The organism is Glutamicibacter soli (assembly GCF_003309065.1).
GTDB classification, from domain to species: Bacteria; Actinomycetota; Actinomycetes; order Actinomycetales; family Micrococcaceae; genus Glutamicibacter; species Glutamicibacter soli.
Map to the genome: position 1 here is coordinate 223,096 of NZ_POAF01000004.1, position 21,889 is coordinate 244,984.

Below are 21,889 nucleotides of genomic sequence, written 5' to 3' on the forward strand. Positions count from 1 at the left end.
GGGTGTGGCTAGTCGGCTGGAGCATCGGATTCTAGCTGGCGATGGGACGTTCCGACGCCCGGTTCGAAGACGGCCAGCGTAAAACGCAGCGGCGCATCTGAATTGTTCTCGTAGGAGTGGGGCTCATCGCCCGGGAAACACAGTGCGTCGGACTCGGACAGCGCGTAAATTTCTGCGCCGACCTGGACCGTGAGTTCGCCTTCCAGCACCTGGAGGAGTTCTTCGGTGCCCGCGACGTGCGCGTCGCTGCCGTGGCGTTCGCCCGGCTTGAGCGTCCAGTCCCACAGTTCGATGACATTGGGGGAGCGGGTGCCGCCCAGTAGCACGCCCCGGCCGCCGTGCTTCCCGCTCCATAGCTCGGCGCCTTCGCCCCGGCGGGTGATCTTGACGGCCTTGGCGGTCGGCGGTTCGACCAGCGCGGGGAGGCCGACTCCGAGGGCGTCGCTGAGCCGAAGCAGCGTGCCGATGCTGGGATTCACGGCTCCCTGCTCGACGTTGACCAGCATGCGTCGGCTGATTCCGGCATGCTCTGCCAGCTGATCCAAGGTCCATTGGAGGCCCAACCGCTCCTGCTTGACCCGCGCGCCGATGGAATGTGCAAGGATCTGGGTATTTTCGTCCACAAATGCATAATAGTGCACTAGTGGTGCACCGTTCTACACGCCTAGCGTGCTCGATCGCTGCGGACGTGCGGCATTTCCGTGCGTCTGCCAATATTTACATAGCCAACCTATGTAAATAAATGTATAGTGGGACTATGCAATAACGCGTGGGACCGAGTGCTCCTGCGAGTTGCAGATCCCCGAACACCGTGAAGCTGCCAAGCGGATTGCAGCGATCGCGCGGCCGGATCGTCCCCCCGGGGCATCCGTTCGGCGTGGCCGCATCGCGGGAGGACAGGCGTTTGCCACGAGTATCTACGAAGAGCGCAGACTACGCACAAAACATCGCACCAGCAAGAAATGAGAACGATCGAATGACGCAAGCCGGAAACGTACAGACATCGCTGTTGAAACAGCCTGGCTCGGTCTGGGCCATCGCCTTTGCCTGCATGGTCTCCTTCATGGGCATTGGCCTGGTCGACCCCATCCTTCCGGCCATCAGCCGAGCGCTGGAGGCAAGCCAGTCCCAAACCATGCTGCTCTTCACCAGCTACCTGTTCATCACCGGCATTGCGATGTTCTTCACCAGCTGGGTTTCCGGGCATTTGGGTGTGAAGAAGACCCTGGTTATCGGCCTGGTCCTCATCGTCGCCTTCGCCGCGCTTGCCGGTGCCAGCTCCAACGTCAACGAGATCCTGGGCTTCCGCGCCGGCTGGGGATTGGGAAATGCCCTGTTCATCTCCACCGCCTTGGCGGCCATCGTGGGCGCCGCCAGCGGCGGAAGCCGGCAGGCCATCGTCCTCTATGAAGCCGCGCTAGGTGTCGGAATGGCAGTTGGGCCGCTGGTTGGCGGCGTCTTGGGCAATCTGTCGTGGCGCGGACCGTTCTTCGGCACCGCGGTGCTCATGGCCATTGCCCTGGTGGCGATCCTCGCCTTCCTGAAGCTCCCGGCCGGGGCGCCGGCGCCGGCCAAGATCTCCATCGCTGCCAGCTTCAAGGCGCTGCGCAACCCGGCCCTGCTGGCCCTGTCCGTCACGGCAGTGTTCTACAACTTCGGTTTCTTCATCCTGCTTGCCTACACTCCCTTCCCGCTGGAGGCCGCGGCGCATGCGGCGGGGCTGGACTTCGGCGCCACCGAACTCGGGCTTGTCTTCTTCGGCTGGGGATTGGCGCTGGCGATTACCTCGGTGCTGGTGGCGCCGCCTGCGACCCGCACGTTCGGGCTGCGTCCGGTGCTGTTCACCATGCTGGGCCTGCTGGCCGTGCTGCTGGGTGCGATGGCGGTCTTCCACGAGCAACTGAAGGTCCTGATCATTCTGGTCGTCGTCGCCGGCCTGGTGCTTGGCGTCATGAACACCGCGCTGACCGAAGCGGTCATGGAAGCCACCGACTTGCCGCGCAATGTCGCCAGCAGCACCTATTCCGGCGTGCGCTTCCTGGGTGGTGCGGTGGCCCCTGCTGTCGCGGGTCCGCTGGCCGCCGCACTGGGCGCTGCCGCCCCGTACTGGCTGGGTGCCGGGGCGGTAGTGGTGTCGATCCTGGTGCTGGCTCTCGCGGGGCACAAGCTCAGCCACATCGGCGCTGCCCACGAGACGCCGCAAGAGATCGCCGAGGACGTGCTGCTCGGCGAAGCCTAGTGCGTTCTGCTGGCTGACTGTCATGGATTCACGGCGTATCGGAACACTGGCGTGGAGGCGCAGTCCGAGGACCTCGGTGGGCAGTCCACGCAGGGGCCGGCAGAAGCTGCAGACCTTTGTGCGATTCTGCCATCCCAGCACCCAGTGCCGTCGAGCACCTGAGCGCAGTTCCCACGTTGGGTGGGCGGCTCTGCCCCGGACTCGACGCGGGCCGCACCATGGAATGAGGGCCTGCCTACGTACTCTCCCGCTTGCTACTTGGCCTCATCCAACGGGTGGGGAAGCTCTGAAACGGTGCCCGCCAACGGCTTCCCCTCGCGGAGCAGCGCGCGCTTGCGCAGGTGCCAGAAGACCGCCAGGATAATGAACCACACCGGGGTCGCCAATGTGGCCCAGCGGGTGCCGTCACTGTAGAGGAACGTGCAAATTAGGAATACAAAAAATACGAGAACAACCCAAGGCGCCAAGCGGGCGACGGGTACTCGGAACTTTGATTCCTGGTGGCGTTGCGGATGCTTCTTCAGAAAAACGATGTAGCTGACGACTATCGAACCCCAAGTGAACAAAACCATCGTGGCGCACATCGTCGAGACGAACCCGAAGGCCGTTGCCACGTCGTCTCCAGCGTAAAGCAGCGGGACTGCGGTGAACAGAAGCACCGCGGTAGCGAATACGGCCCGACGTGGAACGCCGCGTGAATCGGTGAACGCGATCTTGCGTGGAGCGTGGCCGTCTTTGGCCAAGCCGAACAGCATACGCGTTCCGGAGTAGACGCCGGAGTTCGCGCTGGATGCCGCGGAGCTGAGCACCACGAGGTTGATCACCAGCGCGGCCGGGACAAATCCGGCAAGCAGGAAAGTCTGCACGAATGGGCTCTTGCCCGCTTCCAGCGCTGTCCACGGCGAAATGCTCATGATCACGGAGAGCGAGAGGACGTAGAAGACAAGAATGCGGACCACGATCGAATTGATGGCCTTGGGCAGATTCTTCCGCGGGTTTTCAGCCTCAGCGGCGGCGGTGCCCACCAGTTCAACACCGATGAACGAGAATACGCCCATCTGGAAACCGAGCACGAAGCCGCTGATCCCCATGGGGAAGAAGCCCCCTTGGTCCCAGAGGTGGGTGATTGAAGCCTGGAATCCATCATGGGTGAACCCGGTGAAGATCAATACCGCGCCAACTGCAATCAAGGCCAGGATCGCGACGATCTTGATGATCGCAAACCAGAATTCCATTTCGCCAAACCAGCGGACGGGCTGCAGGTTCAACACCAGCAGGAAAAGGGTCGCGGCGAGGGCCGGTAGCCAAAGGGGCACTTCTTCCCAGAAAAACTGGGTGTAGGCAACGATGGCGGTAATGTCGGCGACGCAGGCAACCACCCACGAAAACCAGTAGTTCCATGACACGAAGAAGCCGGCCCAAGGCCCGAGGAAATCCTTGGCAATATCGCCAAAGGTTTTGTAGTGGAGATTGGACAACAGCAGCTCGCCGAGCATGCGCATGACCAGGAAAACGAAAAAGCCGATGATCGCGTAGACGAAGATGCTCGAAGGCCCGGACACCGATACGATCTGGCCTGAACCCATGAATAGGCCGGTGCCGATAGCACCGCCAATGGCGATCAGCTGAAGATGGCGGTTTTTCAGTCCGCGCCGCATTTCTTCCGATGCCTCGGGCACCGCAGAATGGTCCTGCTGCGGTGGTTTGGGTGATTCCGGGGCCACGGAGCTCTCCTTTGGTATACGGTGCTTTCCGTTTTCATGCACATCGAACAACCCTAGTCGTGATTTGGCGGGTGATTCGATCCAGGACGTCGGCACGGTGTGGTGAAAGGCGGACCGGACAAGCGGCCATGTGACTCGACTCATGCCGGACGCCGGTTTTTCCAGTGCGGTCGATCAGGAGCGCAGGCGGCCGGCCTCGGAAGCCAGGGAAGGCGCCGATCTCGCGACAGGTGCAGGGATCACTGTTTCCCGAGCACCGGAAAGCCCTGCGAGACAGGGCTGCTGCAGATGGACATTCGCCCACACAAGCATGGCCTGCATTTTGATGAGGCAGGGTTTAGTCCTTGTCCGCAAAGCCGCCAGCAATGCTCCACGCCAGACCACCTTGGCAGAGCAGCGTCGTTGCGCTCGCCGGGGCGGAAAAATTGTACATCCCACGCGGCCAAGGCGGCCGGACCAAACACAGGTTTTCCACACCGGACGTGGAATATTTGCCGCCGAGCTTCGTATTCTTGAGCAACAGATACTTTTTAGACTCAGGAACGAAGCGTGGTCGCCGTGCAGGACAACCATCCCTACGCCCCGGGCAAACTGCGGGTGAAGCGCATGCGCCCGAGGGATCCCTCGGAGATCTTCAGGTCTTCCAGTCCGCTGGAACTGTTCTTCGACCTGATTTTCGCGGTATCCGTCTCGCTGGCCTCCGCCCAGCTGGTGGCCGCCGAAACCCACGCCGATATCGCCGGCGGGCTGCGGGCCTACCTGATGGTATTTTTCGCGGTGTGGTGGGCCTGGATGAATTTCACCTGGTTCGCCAGCGCCTTCGACGCGGATGACTGGCTCTACCGGGTGCTGGCGCTAACCCAGATGGCTGGCGTGGTGATCCTGGCGGTGGGAACCACCCCGGCGATGGCCGACGGGAATTTCCACCTCATCATCGCCGGATACGTGGTGATGCGCCTGGCGCTGGTCGTGCAGTGGATCCGGGCCTCGCGCAGCCATGCCGGGCTGCGGAACACCGCCTTGAGCTACGCGGTGGGCATCGCAGTGGTGCAGGTGTTCTGGGTCTGCTATCCGCTGGCTCCCGCCGGATGGGCCGTACCGGTGTTCCTCCTGTTGGTCGCCTTGGAGCTGCTGGTGCCGTTGATCGCCGAACGGAGCGGCCAGACGCCATGGCATCCGGAGCACATCGCCGACCGTTACGGATGCTTCACGCTGATCGTGCTGGGCGAATCGGTGCTGGCCTCCACCATCGCGGCGGCCAACGCCGTCGAGAACGCCAACCAGCTGCTCCAGTTTTCGCTGCTTGGCGTGGGCGGATTCATCCTGGCCGCCGGCCTGTGGTGGGTGTACTTCTCTTCGAACGCCAGTGCCTGGCTGCGCAGGCGCCGGGCGCCGATGATCTTCGGCTACGGCCACTATTTTGTCTTCGCCGCCGCCGGCGCGTTTTCCGCCGGAGTCAAGGTGCTGCTCGACCACGAGGCCGGCAGCTCGGGGCTGAGCTCCGCCGCGGCGGTGGCCACGCTGAGCATTCCGGTGTCGGTTTTCCTCCTGGGCGTCTGGGTGCTGATCCTGCGACTGTGCCTGCGCGGCGCGTACAAGTGGCTGTTCCCCGTGGGCGCGTTGCTGATCGGCTGCGCTCCGCTGCTGGCGCAGCTGACGCCCACCGCCGAATCCGACGTGCAGATTGCGGTGATCTCGGTGCTGGGCGCCGCGGCCGTCATGGTGCTGCTGGTGGTGCTGATCGAGGCCTCCGGGGTCCGCGAACAGGAGGAGCCCGGCACGGCCCCAGCGGCCGGGTAGCGCATCAAGAACGTCCTCCGCTTTCCGGGATGGCCGCGGCCGGGTTTATGCTGTGTGACTATGCAACCCTCCGAACCTTCCATCGGCGTCGACATTGGCGGAACCAAGATCCTGGCTGCACTGGTGGACGCCCACGGCGCCGTCACCAGGCAGATCCACCGCCCCGCGCCCGCCCGTGACGTGGCCGCCACCGAGCGGGCCATCGTGGAGCTCGTCCGGGAGCTGGACGACGGCGGCCTGCACTGCCCCGTGGGCGTGGGCGCCGCCGGCTGGATGAACCGCGACTCAAGCCGGGTGCTGTTCAGCCCGCACCTGTCCTGGCGCGACGAGCCGGTGCGCGATCGGCTGGAAAGCCAGCTGGGCCGGCCGGTCACCCTGGTCAACGACGCGGACGCGGCGGGATGGGCCGAATACCGCTTCGGCGCCGCCCGCGGAGTCAACGACGTGGTCTGCCTGACCCTTGGCACCGGGATCGGCGGGTCGATTATCCTCGGTGGCGAAATGTACCGCGGGAACTCGGGCATCGCCGGCGAATTCGGCCATCAAGTGATCGTGCCCGGCGGGCACCGCTGCGCCTGCGGTAACCGCGGCTGCTGGGAGCAATACGCCTCCGGCAATGCGTTGGGCCGCGACGGCGCGGAGCTGGTGCGTTCCAAGTCGCCCATCGCCCACAACTTGCGCGAGGCCTGCAACGACGACCCTGCAGCGGTGACCGGCGCGCTGGTCACCGAGCTGGCAGCAGCCGGGGACTCGGCCTGCCGCGACCTGATCGAGGAGATGGGCCAGTGGCTGGGCCTGGGCATCTCGAATCTGGTCTCAGTGCTGGATCCGGGCATGGTGGTCATCGGCGGCGGTTTGGGCTCCGCGCAGACCGAGCTGCTGGCCGTCGCCGAAGCGCACTACCGGCGCACGCTGTCCGGGCGCGGATACCGCCCCTTCGCGCAGGTCTGCCGCGCACAACTGGGGCCTTCGGCGGGACTTATCGGGGCTGCGGACCTGGCTCGGGTTGCTGCTTCAGCGGCATGAAAACGTGCCGAGACTCCGTAGCGAACTGGAACATGGGTCTCGGCGCGCGGCTTGTGCGGTTGTCAGCGACTTGTTGGCAACGGGGTTTCGCGGCGCTTGCTGGAATCTCAGGCGTTGATGGCGCAGCGCTGCAGCACGGGGAGGACGACGTGGTCGATGAGCGAGGTGATGTAGGCGCGGTCCACCGGCAGCCGTTCGACCGCCAAACGGTGGAAGACCAGTCCCGGGATGATGCCGCGGGTTCTCTCCACGGCGGCCGTCGTGGCCAGCTCGCCGCGGGCCGCCGCCTGGTCGAGGACCTGCTTCACCAATTCGGCCCGCGGTCCGGCGAGCTTGGAGATGTAGAGCTCGTGCAGCGTATCGTCCTGCGGCAGCGCCGCGAGCAGGTTCACGAAGATCGCATCGCGCTGCGGGTCCTCGGCGAACCATACGTCGGCCAACGCAATCAGGTCGGCGCGCAGGCTCCCGGTGTCCGGTGCCTTTGCGGACCACTCAAGGGTGCTGATGGCCTCGGACAGCAGCTGCGTGCGGGAGGACCAGCGGCGGTAGATCGTGGCCTTGGAGGCCCCGACGCGGGTGGCCACGGCGTCCATGGTGAATGCCGCGAATCCGCATTCGGCCAGCAGCTGCTGCGCTGCGCCCAGGATCTGCTCGTTTTTCCCCGCCTGCCGGGGGCGGCCGCGTTTGGCGGGGGCCGGTGCGCCAGTGCTGGATTCTTGGTCGTCGCTCACCCGCACCAGTCTATCCAGAGTCAGTGCGCCGTGGTTCAAGCCAGCTGCCGCGGGTCGAGCTGCACCCGGCGCAGCAGCTGCGCGTTCAGTGCGACGACGATGGTCGACAGCGACATCAGCACCGCGCCGACCGCCGGGGAGAGCACGAAGCCGGCCGGCGCCAGCACGCCCGCGGCCAGCGGCACGGAGAGCACGTTGTAGCCGGTGGCCCAGGCCAGGTTCTGCAGCATCTTGCGGTAGCTGGCGCGGGACAGGTCGATCATGGAGAGCACCGCACGCGGATCGCTGCCCGCCAGCACCACGCCGGCGGATTCCATGGCCACGTCGGTGCCGGCGCCGACGGCGATGCCGACCTCCGCTCGAGCCAGCGCCGGGGCGTCGTTGACGCCATCGCCCACCATGGCCACCTTGTGCCCGCGCTCCTGCAGGGCGCGGACCTTGGAGTCCTTGTCCTGCGGCAGCACGTCGGCGAAGACCTCGTCGATGCCCAGGTCCGTGGCGACCGCCTCGGCCACCTGGTGGGCATCGCCGGTAATCATCGCCACCTTCACGCCGCGGGCGTGCAGTTCCCGGATAGCGGCCCGGGATTCGGGGCGCACCTGGTCCTCCAGCGCCAGCGCACCGATGATTTCCCCGTCGCGCAGCACGTGCAGGATGCCCGCTCCGCGCTGCATGAACTGCCCGGTCTGCCCGGCCAGCTCGGCCGGAGGCTGCAGCTGTTTCTCGTGCAGCAGGTTCGGGCCGCCCACCTCGATCAGCGAGCCGTCGACCTCGGCGCGCACGCCGCGGCCCGTGGCCGAGCTGAAATCGCGTCCGGCCAGGCCCAAGGACTTCGCCTCGGGATCCTCGTTCGCTGCGCGGACGATGGCGCGGGCCACTGGGTGCTCGCTGTCGGATTCAGCTGCTGCGGCCAGCGCCAGCAGCCGGGTGCGGGGCATGCCCGCGACGGCCGCGATGCCGGTCACCGCGTGGGCGCCCTCGGTGAGGGTGCCGGTCTTGTCGAATAGCACCACGTCGACGGTGCGCATGCGTTCAAGCGCCATGCGGTTCTTGATCAGCACGCCGGCCCGGGCCGCGCGCTCGGTGGAAATCGCGATGACCAGCGGAATGGCAAGGCCCAGGGCGTGCGGGCAGGCGATGACCAGGACGGTGACCGTGCGGATGACGGCATCATCCGGGGCGCCGAGCAGCATCCAGGTGATGAAGGTGATCACGCCCGCGCCCAGCGCGAACCAGAACAGCCAGGCGGCGGCACGGTCGGCCAGCGCCTGCGCCTTGGAGGAGGAGGACTGCGCCTCGGAGACCAGCCGCTGGATTCCGGCCAGCGCGGTTTCCTCGCCCACCGCCTCGACCCGGATGCGCACCGCGTTGTCGGTAGCCACGGTGCCGGCCACGACCTTGTCCCCGGCCGAACGCGCGGCGGTCTTGGATTCGCCGGTGATCATCGATTCATCGAATTCGGCGCCACCCTGCTCGATGGTGCCGTCGGCCGGAACGCGGGCGCCGGAGCGGACCAGCACCAGGTCGCCGGCGGCCAGCTCGCCCAGCGAGACGGTTTCCGTGCCGGACTCGGTGACGCGTTCGGCCTCGTCGGGCAGCAGCGCTGCCAGCGCATCCAGCGCCCCGGAGGCCTGGCCGAGCGCCCGCATTTCCATCCAGTGGCCCAGCAGCATGATGACCACCAGCAGCGCCAGCTCCCACCAGAAGTCCAGCATGAACCCGCCGATGCCCAGGCTGGTCACCCAGGAGGCCGCAAACGCCACGGTGATGGCCATGGAAATCAGCAGCATCATGCCTGGCCGGCGCGAGGAGATCTCGGAAACGCCGCCGGCCAAGAACGGCCAGCCGCCGTAGAAGTAGATGACGGTGCCGAGGACCGGTGGAATCCAGGCGGCGCCCGGGACTTCAGGCAGGTGGTAGCCGAGCATGTGCGAAACCATGGGGCTGAAGAACACCACGGGCAGCGCGAGGACCAGGCTCAGCCAGAACTTGTTCCGGAAGGCGGCGGCATGGCCGCCGTGCCCGCCGTGTCCCGCGTGGCCGGAATGCGCGGAGTGATCTTCGTGCATCTGATGGCCTTGGTGCTCCCCGTGGCCTGCGGGTGTTCCGTGCCCATGGGATGCGCCGTGCTTCCGGGGCGCTGGATGCTCATGTCCGGGGTGCTGGTCGTGCTCCACGGGATGCCCTGAATGCCGTTGGGTACTCATGATGTCCTCCCTTGCTTGTAATTTCGGATGGGTCGGCAAATTCCGAGAGGTGCTCGGATCCGCCGTTCAGCATCGAGAATATACCCCCCGGGGGTATAAGTCTAGGGTGTATGCCGATCTTTCCGGAGAGGTCAAGATTTGAGATCGGCAATCCGGGCGGCGTAGGGGAGGCTGCGGCGCGCGGGGGACTGCAGTCCAGGGTGCTGCTCCGGGGGTGCTGGCAGTTGGCCTCGCCATGCGGCGGAATCCAGCAGGTCGGACGGATTGCCTTCGAGGTACCATGCTGCGCGGCGGAGGCTCCGGGCTTGCGGGACGTCCGGAAACTCGGCCGGTAACGGTTCTGGAGGCGAGGGCCGCCGCCTAAGCTGACCCTAGCTGGAATCAGCTGCCTGCCAGCTGGCACCATGGGCAGGTAGGTTGCAGCATTCGCCCGAGTAGGAACGCGAGAAGACACAATGAGCATGGAAAATGCCGCCTGGCATTCCCTCTGGAAGCTGTCGGGGGACAAAGGCAAGGCCTACGCGCCGACAACACCCAAACGCGTTCTGCAATTCGCCGCAGGCTACAAGACCCGGCTGCTCATCTTCGTGCTCTTCTCCATCTGCTCGGCGGTGCTTGCCGTCATCACCCCGGTGCTCGCCGGCCGGATCGTGGATGAAATCGTCGCCCGCAGCGGCATCCGGATCATCGTCAACCTGGCGCTGGTCATCGCGCTGGTGGCGGTGCTGGACGCGATCGTTTCCGTCGTGGTCCGCTGGTTCTCCTCCAAGCTCGGCGAGGGAATCATCTACGACCTGCGCACCGCGGTGTTCGACCACGTGCAGAAGATGCCGGTGGCATTCTTCGCCAGAACCCGCACCGGGGCGCTGGTCAGCCGCCTGAACAACGACGTCATCGGCGCGCAGGCGGCCTTCGCCGGGACCCTGTCCGGGCTGGTGTCCAACACCGTGGCCCTGATCCTCACCGCGGCGGTCATGTTCACGACTTCCTGGCAGGTCACCGCCATTGCGCTCGTGCTGCTTCCGGTCTTCCTGCTGCCGGCGCGGCACTTCGGCAAGTCGGTGGCGCTGCTGCGCAAGGAATCCGCGGATCTGAACGCCTCAATGGGGACGCAGATGACCGAGCGCTTCTCGGCGCCCGGAGCGACGCTGATCAAGCTCTTCGGCCGGCCCAAGGACGAATCCCACCAGTTCGCGCTCCGCGCGGGCCGCGTGCGGGACATCGGCATCAAGGTCACCATGCGCCAGTACTACTTCGTCGCGACCCTGACCCTGGTCGCCGCACTGGCGCTGGCCTTGGTATATGGCCTTGGAGGCATGTATGCGGTGCGTGGCGACCTGGCCGCTGGCGACGTGGTGGTCCTGGGTATGCTGCTGACCCGGTTGTATGCTCCGCTGACCGCGCTGGCCAATGCCCGCGTGGAAATCACCAGTGCGCTGGTCAGCTTCGACCGCGTGTTCGAGGTGCTGGACCTCCAGCCGCTGATCACCGATGCGCCCGACGCCCGCCGCCTGGAACCCGGGCCGGTGCCCGTGAAGTTCTCCCACGTGAACTTCTCCTACCCGAGCGCTGACAAGGTCTCGCTCGCGTCCCTGGAAGAGGTCGCGGTGCTGGATACCCGCGGCGGGCAGGAAGTCCTGCATGACATCGATTTCGAGGTGAAGGCAGGGCAGACCGTCGCCCTGGTCGGCTCCTCGGGTGCCGGAAAGTCGACCATCGCCTCGCTGCTGGCCCGGCTCTACGACGTGGATTCCGGAGCCGTCGAGCTGGCGGGAACCGATATCCGCGAGCTGAAGCTCGACTCGCTGCGCGAAACCGTCTCCATGGTCACCCAAGACGGGCACTTGTTCCACGAGTCGATCCGCTCCAACCTGCTGCTCGCCCGACCCGGGGCCGACGATACGCAGATCTGGGAAGCGCTTGAACGCGCGCGGCTGAAGCCGGTCATCGCCGCCCTGCCCGACGGGCTGGACACCGTGGTGGGCGAGCGCGGCTACCGGCTGTCCGGCGGCGAACGCCAGCGCATGACCATCGCCCGGCTGCTGCTTGCCGCCCCGCAGGTCGTGATCCTGGACGAGGCCACCGCCGCGCTGGACTCCGCCAACGAGGCAGCAGTCCAGGCGGCCCTGACCGAGGCGCTGGAGAACCGCACCGCGCTGATCATCGCGCACCGGCTGTCGACCATCCGCTCTGCGGACCAGATCCTGGTGGTCGAGGGCGGGCGCATCATCGAGCGCGGAACGCACAGCGAGCTGCTGGGCCTGGGCGGGAAGTACACCGAACTCTACGAGACGCAGTTCGCCCAGTAGCCGCAGGCACCGTGGTGGACCGGTGCACGGTTCCTCCTAGACACAGACGGCCGCGCCAGGCTGGGGCGGCGGCAGTGGGCGGATCCGAAGGATCCGGTGTTCACTGCTGCCTGTCCAGCCGGCGCGGCCGCGGTCTCGGAAGGTAACGAAGGCTAGGCGCTGCGGACCAGTTCGCGGGCCTTCTGCGCTGCATGGGTGGCGATGATGGTGCCGAAGACCAGCCCCTGCCCAATCGTGGCGCCGGCACCCGGGTACACGTTGCCGAAGATGTTCGCGGCGGTATTGCCCTGGGCGTAGAGCCCCTCGATGACGTCGCCGGAATTGTCCAGCACGCGGCCTTGGGCGTCGGTCATTACGCCGCCGCAGGTGCCCAGGTCCGATAGCACGATCTTCACCGCGTAGTAGGTCTTGCCGTCCAGCGCGCGCAGGTTCGGGTTCGGATTCTGGGTCGGGTCGCCGTAGTAGCGGTCGTAGGCCGACTCGCCGCGGCCGAACTGGTCGTCGATGCCGGTTCCGGCGCCCTCGTTGAATGCCGACAGGGTCTGTTCCAGCGCCTGCGCGGGAACCTCGATCTTGTTCGCGAGCTTGCTGATCGAGGACGACTTGTGGGCGATGCCCGCCTTGTACCAGGACTCGGGCAGGGCCATGCGCGGGTAGCACTGCCCGGCGAAGATGTAGCTGTCGCGGTAGGTCTGGTCGAAGATGAGCCACATCTCGCCCACCGGATCGCCGTCCGCCTCGCGGCGCAGGATCTCCTGGCCGAAGCTCATGTAGTCGGTGGACTCGTTGATGAAGCGGCGTCCCGACCGGTCCACCATGAACGATCCGGGCAGCGAACGCTCGGCCAGCAGGATCTTGGCTGAGCCGCCGGGCTTGAGCGGCGACACGGCCGGGAACCACCAGGACTGCTGCATGCTTGCCAGCTGGGCGTTGTGCTTCTGCGCCAATTCGATGGCATCGCCGTGGTTGCCCTTGGCGCCCAGGCTCAGGTCCTCGACCAGCGAGGGGCTCTGGTGCTCCTGGCGCATCTTCATGTTGTGGTCGTAGCCGCCGGCGGCCAGCACCACGCCGTACTTGGTGCGCACGCTCACGCGTTCGCCTGACTGTTCCAGGACCGCCGCGGTGACAACGCCATCGGTGAATTCAAGGTCGACCAGCTTCGCTTCGGTCCAGACGGGAATGCCGGCATCAAGGGCCCCGGCATACATGCCGCCGGCGATGGCCTGGCCTCCGGCGCTGTAGTTGCGGCCGAGAAGCAGTCCGCCGGCGCCCTGGATCAGGCGCTTCGCGATCAGCGGGAATGCCTTGTGCGGCGCCTTGGCAATGAGGTTCATCCACTTGTAGTCGGCGCCGGTCACCGGCATTGGCATGGGCGCTGCCATGGTGGCCGGCTGGAAGCGGCCGAGCTGGTCGCCGAGCTTGTTCAGGTCGAAGGGGCGCGATTCGACCGAGCGTCCGGCGGCGCTGCCGCCCGGCTTTTCGGGGTGGTAGTCGGAGTATCCCTTGGACCAGAAGAAGTTCAGCTGGGTCATGCGTTCGAGCATCTTGACGGTTTCGTCGCCGTATTCCAGGAAGGCCTTCCAGCGCTCCGCCGGGCCCGAGCCGTCCACGACGGATTCGATGTACTTCTCGCCGCGGTCCAGGGAATCAACGGCGCCGTCGCGCTTGAGCACCGTGTTGGCGGGAATCCAGAAGGCGCCGCCCGAGCGGGCGGTGGAGCCGCCCACGTACTTGGTTTTCTCGGCCACGGCAACGTTGAGGCCGAGCTCCTTGGCGGCCAGCGCAGTGGCCAGCCCGGTGCCGGAACCGATGACCAGCAGGTCGACTTCGAGCTGATCGATTTTGACGGGTGCAAGAACGGTTTTCGATGCCATGAAGCGGTCTCCTATGAACGACGCCGGGAAGTGGGTCCTGAGTTAGATCATGCTAGCCAAGCCGCAGCCCTGTCCGTCGCGCAGTCCCGATAACAGGGATCTGCAGCCTGATGGCCGGGGAACTGTCCTATAGGGGTGCGGCGGCGCTTCCCCGGCGGGGACCTGGCTTGTTGGCCGGGGACTGGTTAACGTGCGGTAGCGCGAAGATCACGATTCCCGGCCAGGGGTTGTAAACATCGATAGATTAATGAACCATGGGCGGAACGGACCTAATCCGATATTTATGGAGGTAATCCATCCATGCCACCATCGACTCGAACAATCCGTCCTCCGACCGTTATCGCAGGAATATGCGGACTTGGACTCGTCCTGGCCTCCTGCTCCAGCGGAGTAAGTGGCGTGGAGCAGTCTGCGGAAGCCTCGAATCCTCCGCGCGTTTCTTCCAGCGCTTCGGGCACCTCGACGACGGAGGATGCCAGCCAGCCGGCGGCTGAACGGCGGCGCCAGATCGAGGGTCTGAGCTGGGCGGATGGCACGACGGTTGAGGCTTCCGTTGTTTCAGTGGGGGACGCGGTGAAGCCGCCCGGCGACGCCATCTCCGATCGCGCAGCGCACGATCTTCCCGAGGGGGAGCAACTGCTGGGCGTCTTGAGTGATGCCCGACCCGTCGTACTGAGCAAGGGCCTGCCGTACACCGTCGACGAAACAGGGAAGTACTCGCTGTACTGGGCCGATTCCAAGCGGGACGCCGCCACTGACGACACCTCCTGGTCCATCCACGGCGATACCGTGGTGGCTACGGTCCGCGGAGTCGACGGCGGAAGCGCAACCACCCTGATGGCCTACGACGACAAGGACGGGATCCAGGAGATCAAGGACTTCCAGAAGGCCAGCGACTCGAACAGCGAGTCCCTCGTTCTGGACGGCGGCAAGGTGTACTGGAGCGAAGCGGACGCGAAGAGCCGCCGGGTGGTATCGATCCCGTTGGCCGGCGGAAGCAAAAAAGTGGAAGCAGAGAACGCGGGGGCCGTCTACCGCACCGACCGGGGTGTCGCCGTGCTCACGCAGGAAGATCCTCAATCCGAGGACACAATGAACCAGATCGGCGGCGTGCAGCTGCTCGACGGCACTGAATTGCTCCACGCCACGGAAGAGTTCGAACTGGGTGGATTCAGCGGCGATCCGTATAGCCCGAGGCCGATCATGAATGGCGGTTCCACCCTGAGCTTCAACCTTGACAGGGGCGAGAACAGCTTCAACGTGGCCGTGCTGAATTTCGAGACCAAGCAGGCTTGGCTCATCGAGATACCGGATGGCCGGATCCCCTTCGGGCAGTCAACCTCGGGATCCTACTCCTTCATTGCCTGGTCTGCGGAGCAGATGGAGGAACTGGGGTCTCTTGGCAACGAAGCGGTAGCTCTCGATGCGTCGACGGGCGAGCTGTTCGCCTTCAGCCCGGAAAACAACTTCGAGAATATTTTCGGCAACGACAAGGCCCTGGCGTGGAGCACCAAGACCAGCTCGGGCTCAGTGAGCTTTGCCAGCGAGATCCTCGAATAGCGCGCATCAAGCTCCACGCCTATTAACAAGAAACTGCCCGGGCGCCGCATGATGACATGCCGGCGGCCCGGGGCAGCAGGGCTTGAATGGCTAGTCGGCGGCGGCCACCAGTTGGCGGCCGAGCTCGCGCGCGGCTTCCTGCAGTTCCGGGACCGCATGCTGCATGAATGCCTCGTCGACGCGGGTGACGGGGCCGGAGACCGAGATGGCCATCGGAGTTGGCGCTCCGGGCACCGGGACGGCGATGCAACGCACGCCCAGCTCCTGCTCTTCCTCGTCGATGGCGTAGCCGCGCTCGCGGGTCGCCTCCACATCGGTGAACAGCTTGCCCAGGGTCGTGATGGTGTTGGCGGTCTTCGGCGGCATGCCGGCCTGGGCCACGAGGCGCTGGACGCGCTCGTCGTCCAGCACCGAGAGCACCGCCTTGCCGACGCCAGAGTTATGCAGCATGGCGCGGCGTCCCACCTCGGTGATCATGCGCATTGAGTGCGGGGACTGCACCTGGGCGATATAGGTGACCATGTCGCCGTCCAGCACGGCAATATTCGCTGATTCGCCCAGCTTGGCGACCAATTCCTTGAGCACCGGCGAGGCCAAGGCGCCCAGCTGGCGATTGGCGACCTCGCCCAAGCGGATCAGGCGAGGGCCCAGCGAGTAGCGGCGGTTGGGCAGCTGGCGCACATAGCCCACGCCCACGAGCGTGCGCAGCAAGCGGTGGATGGTCGGCAGCGGCAGCGGGGTGTCGGCGGCCAATTCGCTCAGCGCGGCTTCGCCGCCGGCTCGGGCGATGACTTCGAGCAATTCAAAGGCGCGCTCGACGGACTGGACGCCGCCGGTGGTCGACTTGCTGGTTGTCTGCGTCATATACGACTCCTCGGTGCCTCTGAATCGTGGAAGTTGTCGGCACTTAACTTCTGCGATGCGAAATCTTTTCTCTAAGAATAGCCCCATGATGAACAGAGATTCCATGATGCGAGAAAAATTAGTGTGAAAAGTTGTGTCATACTGCACAAAATGGCCTTGCGTTTTCATTTTGAGGATATTAGTATCCACTATACGGAAACTTTTACAGGAGGACCTCATGGCAGCACCTAGCCCGGGATATTCATTGACGCTTCGCGTAGAGACCCCAGCGTCGATTACCGCGACCAGCGAACTGGCTGCAGCGGTTGGCTCGGCTGGTGCCCACATCACCGCCCTCGACGTGACCGAATCGCACCACACCCACATGGTGGTCGACGTTTCGTGCAACACCATGGATGTCGCCCACGGCGAGAAGGTCCGCGACGCGCTCAACGGGCTGGACGGCGTCAACGTCCGCAACGTCTCGGACCGCACCTTCCTGATGCACCTTGGCGGCAAGCTCGAAGTCGTCCCGAAGGTCGCCCTGCGCAACCGCGACGACCTCTCCCGCGCCTACACCCCGGGTGTGGCCCGCGTCTGCATGGCCATCGCGGAGAACCCCGCCGATGCCCGCAACCTGACGGTCAAGCGCAACACCATCGCCGTGGTCACCGACGGCTCCGCCGTGCTGGGACTGGGCAACATCGGCCCGGCGGCGGCCCTTCCGGTCATGGAAGGCAAGGCCGCGTTGTTCAAGCAGTTCGCCGACGTCGACGCCTGGCCGGTCTGCCTGGACACCCAGGACACCGACGAAATCGTCAAGATCGTCAAGGCGCTGGCCCCGGTCTACGGCGGCGTGAACCTTGAAGACATCGCCGCCCCGCGCTGCTTCGAGATCGAAGCCCGGCTGCGCGAGGAACTGGACATCCCGGTCTTCCACGACGACCAGCACGGCACCGCCATCGTCACCCTGGCCGCCCTGGCCAACGCGCTGAAGGTCGTCGAGAAGAAGATCGAGGACGTGCGCATCGTGGTCTCCGGCGTGGGCGCCGCAGGCAACGCCATCATCCAGCTGCTGGCGGCCCGCGGAGCGAAGAACATCATCGCCTGCGGCCGCAACGGCGCGATCACCCGCGACGAGCAGTACTCCGACGAGCACCGCGTGTGGCTGGCGCAGAACACCAACCCCGAGAATTTCTCCGGATCGCTGAAGGAAGCCGTGGTCAACGCCGACGTCTTCATCGGCGTCTCCGCCCCGAATGTCCTGGACGAAGCCGACATCGCCGCAATGAACGAGCGAGCGATCGTCTTCGCCATGGCCAACCCGGATCCAGAGGTGGATCCGGAGGTTGCAGGTCGTCACGCGGCGGTGGTCGCCACCGGACGCAGTGACTTCCCGAACCAGATCAACAACGTCCTGGCCTTCCCGGGCTTCTTCCGCGGCCTGCTGGATGCCGGCGTCGCAGACATCACCGATGAGATGCTGCTGGCCGCCGCAGACGCGATTTCCGCCCGGGTAACCGACGATGAGCTGAACCCCGGCTTCATCATCCCTTCGGTGTTCGACCCGCAGGTCGCCACCGACGTGGCCGTCGCGGTGGAACTCGCCGCGGCAAAGGACTAACCACAACCCGGGGCTAGTCACCCCTGGCCCTTTCGGGCCGCATCACTGGAACAGAGCACAGAGGTTAAGGAGCAACCCACATGAGCATTTCACTATCCCGCATTCCGGAGTTCGACGGCGCGGCAGACATCCTCTCGGATGACGCGCTGGCATTCATCGAGAAGCTGCACCAGAAGTTCGCCGGAACCCGCAACGAGCTGCTGGCCGCCCGCGACGTGCGCCGCAAGCAGTTCTCCGATGCCAAGGCCATCGACTTCGACCCGGCCACCGAAGAGGTCCGCAACGGCGACTGGAAGGTCGCCGAGGCGCCTGCAGCGCTGCAGGACCGCCGCGTGGAGATCACCGGCCCGGCCACCCCCGCCAAGATGGCAATCAACGCACTGAACTCCGGCGCCAAGGTGTGGCTGGCGGACCTCGAGGACGCCTCCACCCCGAGCTGGAACAACGTTATCGACGCGGTGAAGAACCTGTCGGACGCCGCCCGCGGCAAGCTGGCCTTCACCGATGAGAAGACCGGAAAGTCCTACGCACTGCGCACCGATGCGCCGCTGGCCACCGTGGTGGTCCGCCCGCGCGGCTGGCACCTGCCGGAGAACAACGTGCTGATCGATGGCAAGCCGGGCGTCGGCGCGCTGGTCGACTTCGGCCTGCACTTCTTCCACAACGCGAAGGTGCTCGCCGAATCCGGCCAGGGACCGTTCTACTACCTGCCGAAGATGGAGCACTACCTGGAGGTGCGCCTGTGGAACGAGGTCTTCACCTTCGCGCAGGCCGAACTGGGCATCGAGTACGGCACGGTGCGCGCCACCATGCTCATCGAGACCATCCCTGCCGCCTTCCAGATGGACGAGTTCCTCTACGAGCTGCGCGACCACGTTTCGGGCCTGAACGCCGGGCGCTGGGACTACCTGTTCTCCATCATCAAGACCTTCCGCGAAGCCGGCGACGCGTTCATCATGCCCGACCGCGCGGATGTCTCGATGACCGCGCCGATGATGCGCGCCTACACCGAACTGCTGGTCAAGACCTGCCACAAGCGCGGCGCCTTCGCCATGGGCGGCATGGCGGCCTTCATCCCGAACCGCCGCGAACCTGAAGTCACCGCCGCGGCCTTCGAGAAGGTGCGCGCGGACAAGACCCGCGAAGCGAACGACGGCTTCGACGGCTCTTGGGTTGCCCACCCGGACCTGGTCGGCACCTGCATGGAGGTCTTCGACTCCGTGCTGGGGAGCAAGCCGAACCAGCTGGACAAGCAGCGTCCGGAGGTCGAGGTCACCGCGGAGCAGCTGCTGGACATCGCCAGCGCCCCGGGCTCGGTCACCGAGGCCGGCGTGCGCCTGAACCTCTACGTGGCAGTGGCCTACACCGCCGTGTGGCTCTCGGGCAACGGCGCCGTGGCAATCCACAACCTGATGGAGGACGCCGCCACCGCGGAAATCTCCCGCTCGCAGATCTGGCAGCAGATCCGCAACAAGGTCGTGGCCGCCGACACCGGCAACACCATCACCGCCGAACTGGTGGCAAGCATCCTGGACGAAGAGGTAGAGAAGCTGCGCGGGGAGGTCAACGACGCCGAGCGCTTCGCGAAGTACTACGAGCCGGCCGCCACGCTGATCGGCACCCTGGTCTCCGGACGCGACGAGGACTTCGCAGACTTCCTCACCACCGGCGCCTACGAACTACTGGAAAAGGAATACGTGACCAAGCCATGAGCAACGTCTTCGATGAGTCAACGCTCGCCGCGGTAGAAGCCAAGCTGGCCGCTACCGACCAGCTGCTGGAATCCGCCTACCCGGGGGATACCGGCGTCCGCCAGCCCGTGCACACCGTGTACGTGCCGGGGGACAAGTTCACCATCGGCCTGCCGGAGGCCTGGGGCTCCAACGCCCTGGCCGCCGCCGGCAACGCCGCGGGGCTGGCCAAGCTGGCCGCCAAGCTGAACCTGGCCGAACCTGCGCGCCTGGGCGACCTGGTGGCCGCGAAGCTGGCAAGCGAACCCATCGAAGACCTGCGTCTGGACTTTGAAGACGGCTACGGCAACCGGCCGGATGCCGAGGAGGATGCAGCGGCCTTGGCCGCCGCCGACTCGGTATCCGCCGCCGTAGCCGCCGGCAAGGCCCCGGCCTACATCGGCATCCGCTTCAAGTGCTTCGAGGCCCCCACCCGGGCCCGCGGCATCCGCACCCTGGACCTGTTCATCTCGCGGCTTCTCGCCAACGGCCCCCTTCCCGAGGGGCTGCGCCTGACGCTGCCCAAGGTCACCACCGTGGACCAGGTCGAAGCCATGGTCTTCCTGGCCGAAAAGCTGGAGGAAGCGCACGGCCTGGAAGCCGGGCGCATCCGCTTCGAGGTCCAGGTCGAGACCCCGCAGGTGATCATCGCCGCGGACGGCAGCCACCCGGTCGCCGCCCTGATCCACGCCGGCCAGGGACGCGTTTCCTCCCTGCACTACGGCACCTACGACTACTCGGCCTCGCTGGGGGTGGCCGCCGGCTACCAGTCCATGGAACACCCGGCGGCCGACTTCGCCAAGGACGTCATGCAGGTCGCCGTGGCCGGCACCGGCGTGGAACTGTCCGACGGCTCCACCAACATCATCCCGGCCGGCGACCCGGAGAACATCGCCGCCGCCTGGGCGCTGCACGCCCGCCTGGTCAACCGCCACCTCACCCGCGGCATCTACCAGGGCTGGGACATGCACGAAAACCACCTGGTGACCCGCTACCTGGCCACCTTCGCCTTCTTCCGCGAAGGGCTGGAAGCTGCCGGCACCCGGCTGCGCAACTACGTGCACAAGATCGAATCGGCCATCATGGACGAGCCCGCCACCGCCCGTGCCCTGGCGCGCTACATCCACCGCGGCGTGGCCTGCGGCGCGGTGACCGCCCAGGAAGTCACCGATCTTGCCCAAATTACACTTGCCGAACTGGAAGCGATCGCGCTGAATCGCTCCCACGCAAACTAGGAGATTTTCCCATGACCGTTCCAGCCCAGGTCAAGAGCGCGTACTACAACACCTACGGCGGCCACCCGCCGCAGACCGACCTGCTGACCGACCGCGCGATCGTCACCGAGGCCTACACCGTGATCCCCAAGGGTGTGCTGCGCGACATCGTCACCAGCGTGTTCCCGGAGTTCACCGACACCCGCGCCTGGGTGCTGAACCGCCCGGTCGCCGGCGGCCCCACCACCTTCTCCCAGGTGATCGTCGAGATCGCCCCGGGCGGCGGCGCCGCCAAGCCGGAACCTCAGGCAGGGGTCTCCAGCTTCCTGTTCGTGGTCGGCGGCGCGCTGACCCTGACCCTCGACGGCGAAGAGCATGTGCTGGACGAGGGCGGCTTCGCCTTCGTTCCGCCGAACGCCGTCTGGTCGCTGAAGAACAACGAGTCCGAGATCGTGACCTTCCACTGGATCCGCAAGCGCTACGAGGCGCTGGACTACGTGCCGGCACCGAAGGCAGTGGTCGGCAACGAGAAGGACATCGAGCCGGGCCACATGCCGGACACCGACGGCAAGTGGCGCACCACCCGCATGCTGGATCCGCAGGACCTGGCCTACGACTTCGGCGTGAACATCGTGACCTTCGAGCCGGGTGCATCCATCCCGTTCGCCGAAACCCACGTCATGGAGCACGGCCTGTACGTGCTGGAGGGCAAGGCAGTCTACCGCCTGAACGACGACTGGGTCGAGGTCGAAGCCGGCGACTACATGGCGCTGCGCGCCTTCTGCCCGCAGGCTTGCTACGCCGGCGGACCGAGCAACTTCCGCTACCTGCTGTACAAGGACCAGAACCGCCAGATCACCTTGTAATCGATAGCTTTTCAGACCGCCGGGGCCAGCACCCGCGAGAACCCGCCGCTCGTCGGCGCACCACGTCCACCTCATGTTCCAGTGATGTTTCTTTTGCTCGGGCATGGTGAATCGGAGTACGGGTTGTCGCAGGGTGCTGGCC

At 65.7% G+C, this 21,889-nt stretch carries 15 protein-coding genes; 9 read left to right on the forward strand and 6 right to left on the reverse strand.

Annotated elements, in window-relative coordinates; translation table 11 throughout:
- Positions 1 to 8: 8 nt before the first annotated feature.
- Positions 9 to 623, reverse strand: coding sequence for a helix-turn-helix domain-containing protein (locus tag C1H84_RS10165; protein WP_047120491.1), 615 nt, complete (start codon positions 621 to 623; stop codon positions 9 to 11).
- A 353-nt stretch (positions 624 to 976) separates the two neighbouring features.
- On the opposite strand from C1H84_RS10165, the gene C1H84_RS10170 reads away from it, so the two are divergent.
- Entirely contained in the window at positions 977 to 2,239 is a 1,263-nt protein-coding gene (locus tag C1H84_RS10170) for an MFS transporter (protein WP_047120490.1), read from the forward strand.
- 254 nt (positions 2,240 to 2,493) lie between these two features.
- On the opposite strand, the gene C1H84_RS10175 is transcribed toward C1H84_RS10170, so the two are convergent.
- On the reverse strand, positions 2,494 to 3,963 hold the full coding sequence (locus C1H84_RS10175) for an amino acid permease (protein WP_244910877.1): 1,470 nt from the start codon (positions 3,961 to 3,963) through the stop codon (positions 2,494 to 2,496).
- 549 nt (positions 3,964 to 4,512) lie between these two features.
- Here C1H84_RS10175 and C1H84_RS10180 point away from each other — a divergent pair.
- Complete coding sequence (locus C1H84_RS10180; protein ID WP_220124901.1) at positions 4,513 to 5,763, forward strand: low temperature requirement protein A; 1,251 nt, start codon at positions 4,513 to 4,515, stop codon at positions 5,761 to 5,763.
- 60 nt (positions 5,764 to 5,823) lie between these two features.
- On the forward strand, positions 5,824 to 6,789 hold the full coding sequence (locus C1H84_RS10185; protein ID WP_113607332.1) for an ROK family protein: 966 nt from the start codon (positions 5,824 to 5,826) through the stop codon (positions 6,787 to 6,789).
- Between the two features lie 107 nt (positions 6,790 to 6,896).
- Here C1H84_RS10185 and C1H84_RS10190 read toward each other — a convergent pair whose 3' ends face one another.
- On the reverse strand, positions 6,897 to 7,520 hold the full coding sequence (locus C1H84_RS10190) for a TetR/AcrR family transcriptional regulator (RefSeq protein WP_181728103.1): 624 nt from the start codon (positions 7,518 to 7,520) through the stop codon (positions 6,897 to 6,899).
- Between the two features lie 35 nt (positions 7,521 to 7,555).
- Positions 7,556 to 9,727 (reverse strand): copper-translocating P-type ATPase, encoded by a 2,172-nt coding sequence (locus tag C1H84_RS10195; protein WP_113607334.1) that lies wholly within the window; start codon positions 9,725 to 9,727, stop codon positions 7,556 to 7,558.
- Positions 9,728 to 10,182: 455 nt separating this feature from the next.
- On the opposite strand from C1H84_RS10195, the gene C1H84_RS10200 reads away from it, so the two are divergent.
- Positions 10,183 to 12,036 (forward strand): ABC transporter ATP-binding protein, encoded by a 1,854-nt coding sequence (locus C1H84_RS10200; protein ID WP_113607335.1) that lies wholly within the window; start codon positions 10,183 to 10,185, stop codon positions 12,034 to 12,036.
- A gap of 152 nt (positions 12,037 to 12,188) precedes the next feature.
- Here C1H84_RS10200 and C1H84_RS10205 read toward each other — a convergent pair whose 3' ends face one another.
- A complete protein-coding gene (locus tag C1H84_RS10205) occupies positions 12,189 to 13,910 on the reverse strand; it encodes a 3-ketosteroid-delta-1-dehydrogenase (RefSeq protein WP_047120485.1) in 1,722 nt (573 codons plus the stop codon).
- A 399-nt stretch (positions 13,911 to 14,309) separates the two neighbouring features.
- Between C1H84_RS10205 and C1H84_RS10210 the strand changes: the two genes are divergently transcribed.
- Positions 14,310 to 15,470 carry a hypothetical protein gene (locus C1H84_RS10210; protein WP_113607336.1) on the forward strand — a complete coding sequence of 387 codons (1,161 nt, stop codon included), beginning with the start codon at positions 14,310 to 14,312 and terminating at the stop codon, positions 15,468 to 15,470.
- A 90-nt stretch (positions 15,471 to 15,560) separates the two neighbouring features.
- On the opposite strand, the gene C1H84_RS10215 is transcribed toward C1H84_RS10210, so the two are convergent.
- Entirely contained in the window at positions 15,561 to 16,334 is a 774-nt protein-coding gene (locus C1H84_RS10215) for an IclR family transcriptional regulator (RefSeq protein WP_047120483.1), read from the reverse strand.
- 217 nt (positions 16,335 to 16,551) lie between these two features.
- On the opposite strand from C1H84_RS10215, the gene C1H84_RS10220 reads away from it, so the two are divergent.
- From C1H84_RS10220 to C1H84_RS10235, 4 genes are all read left to right on the forward strand, one after another.
- Positions 16,552 to 17,937, forward strand: a complete 1,386-nt coding sequence (locus tag C1H84_RS10220) for an NAD-dependent malic enzyme (RefSeq protein WP_047120482.1) — start codon at positions 16,552 to 16,554, stop codon at positions 17,935 to 17,937.
- An 80-nt stretch (positions 17,938 to 18,017) separates the two neighbouring features.
- Entirely contained in the window at positions 18,018 to 19,649 is a 1,632-nt protein-coding gene (aceB, locus tag C1H84_RS10225) for a malate synthase A (protein ID WP_047120481.1), read from the forward strand.
- A complete protein-coding gene (locus C1H84_RS10230) occupies positions 19,646 to 20,902 on the forward strand; it encodes a DUF6986 family protein (protein WP_113607337.1) in 1,257 nt (418 codons plus the stop codon). Before aceB ends, C1H84_RS10230 begins: the two co-directional genes overlap by 4 nt.
- A gap of 11 nt (positions 20,903 to 20,913) precedes the next feature.
- A complete protein-coding gene (locus C1H84_RS10235) occupies positions 20,914 to 21,747 on the forward strand; it encodes a bifunctional allantoicase/(S)-ureidoglycine aminohydrolase (protein ID WP_053799164.1) in 834 nt (277 codons plus the stop codon).
- Positions 21,748 to 21,889 lie beyond the last annotated feature (142 nt).

Coding starts and splice junctions, on each gene's coding strand:
- C1H84_RS10170 (WP_047120490.1), top strand. CDS start 977: ATGACGCAAGCCGGAAACGTACAGACATCGCTGTTGAAACAGCCTGGC.
- C1H84_RS10200 (WP_113607335.1), top strand. CDS start 10,183: ATGAGCATGGAAAATGCCGCCTGGCATTCCCTCTGGAAGCTGTCGGGG.
- C1H84_RS10235 (WP_053799164.1), top strand. CDS start 20,914: ATGACCGTTCCAGCCCAGGTCAAGAGCGCGTACTACAACACCTACGGC.
- C1H84_RS10205 (WP_047120485.1), bottom strand. CDS start 13,910: ATGGCATCGAAAACCGTTCTTGCACCCGTCAAAATCGATCAGCTCGAA.
- C1H84_RS10230 (WP_113607337.1), top strand. CDS start 19,646: ATGAGCAACGTCTTCGATGAGTCAACGCTCGCCGCGGTAGAAGCCAAG.
- C1H84_RS10185 (WP_113607332.1), top strand. CDS start 5,824: ATGCAACCCTCCGAACCTTCCATCGGCGTCGACATTGGCGGAACCAAG.
- C1H84_RS10195 (WP_113607334.1), bottom strand. CDS start 9,727: ATGAGTACCCAACGGCATTCAGGGCATCCCGTGGAGCACGACCAGCAC.
- aceB (WP_047120481.1), top strand. CDS start 18,018: ATGAGCATTTCACTATCCCGCATTCCGGAGTTCGACGGCGCGGCAGAC.
- C1H84_RS10220 (WP_047120482.1), top strand. CDS start 16,552: ATGGCAGCACCTAGCCCGGGATATTCATTGACGCTTCGCGTAGAGACC.
- C1H84_RS10215 (WP_047120483.1), bottom strand. CDS start 16,334: ATGACGCAGACAACCAGCAAGTCGACCACCGGCGGCGTCCAGTCCGTC.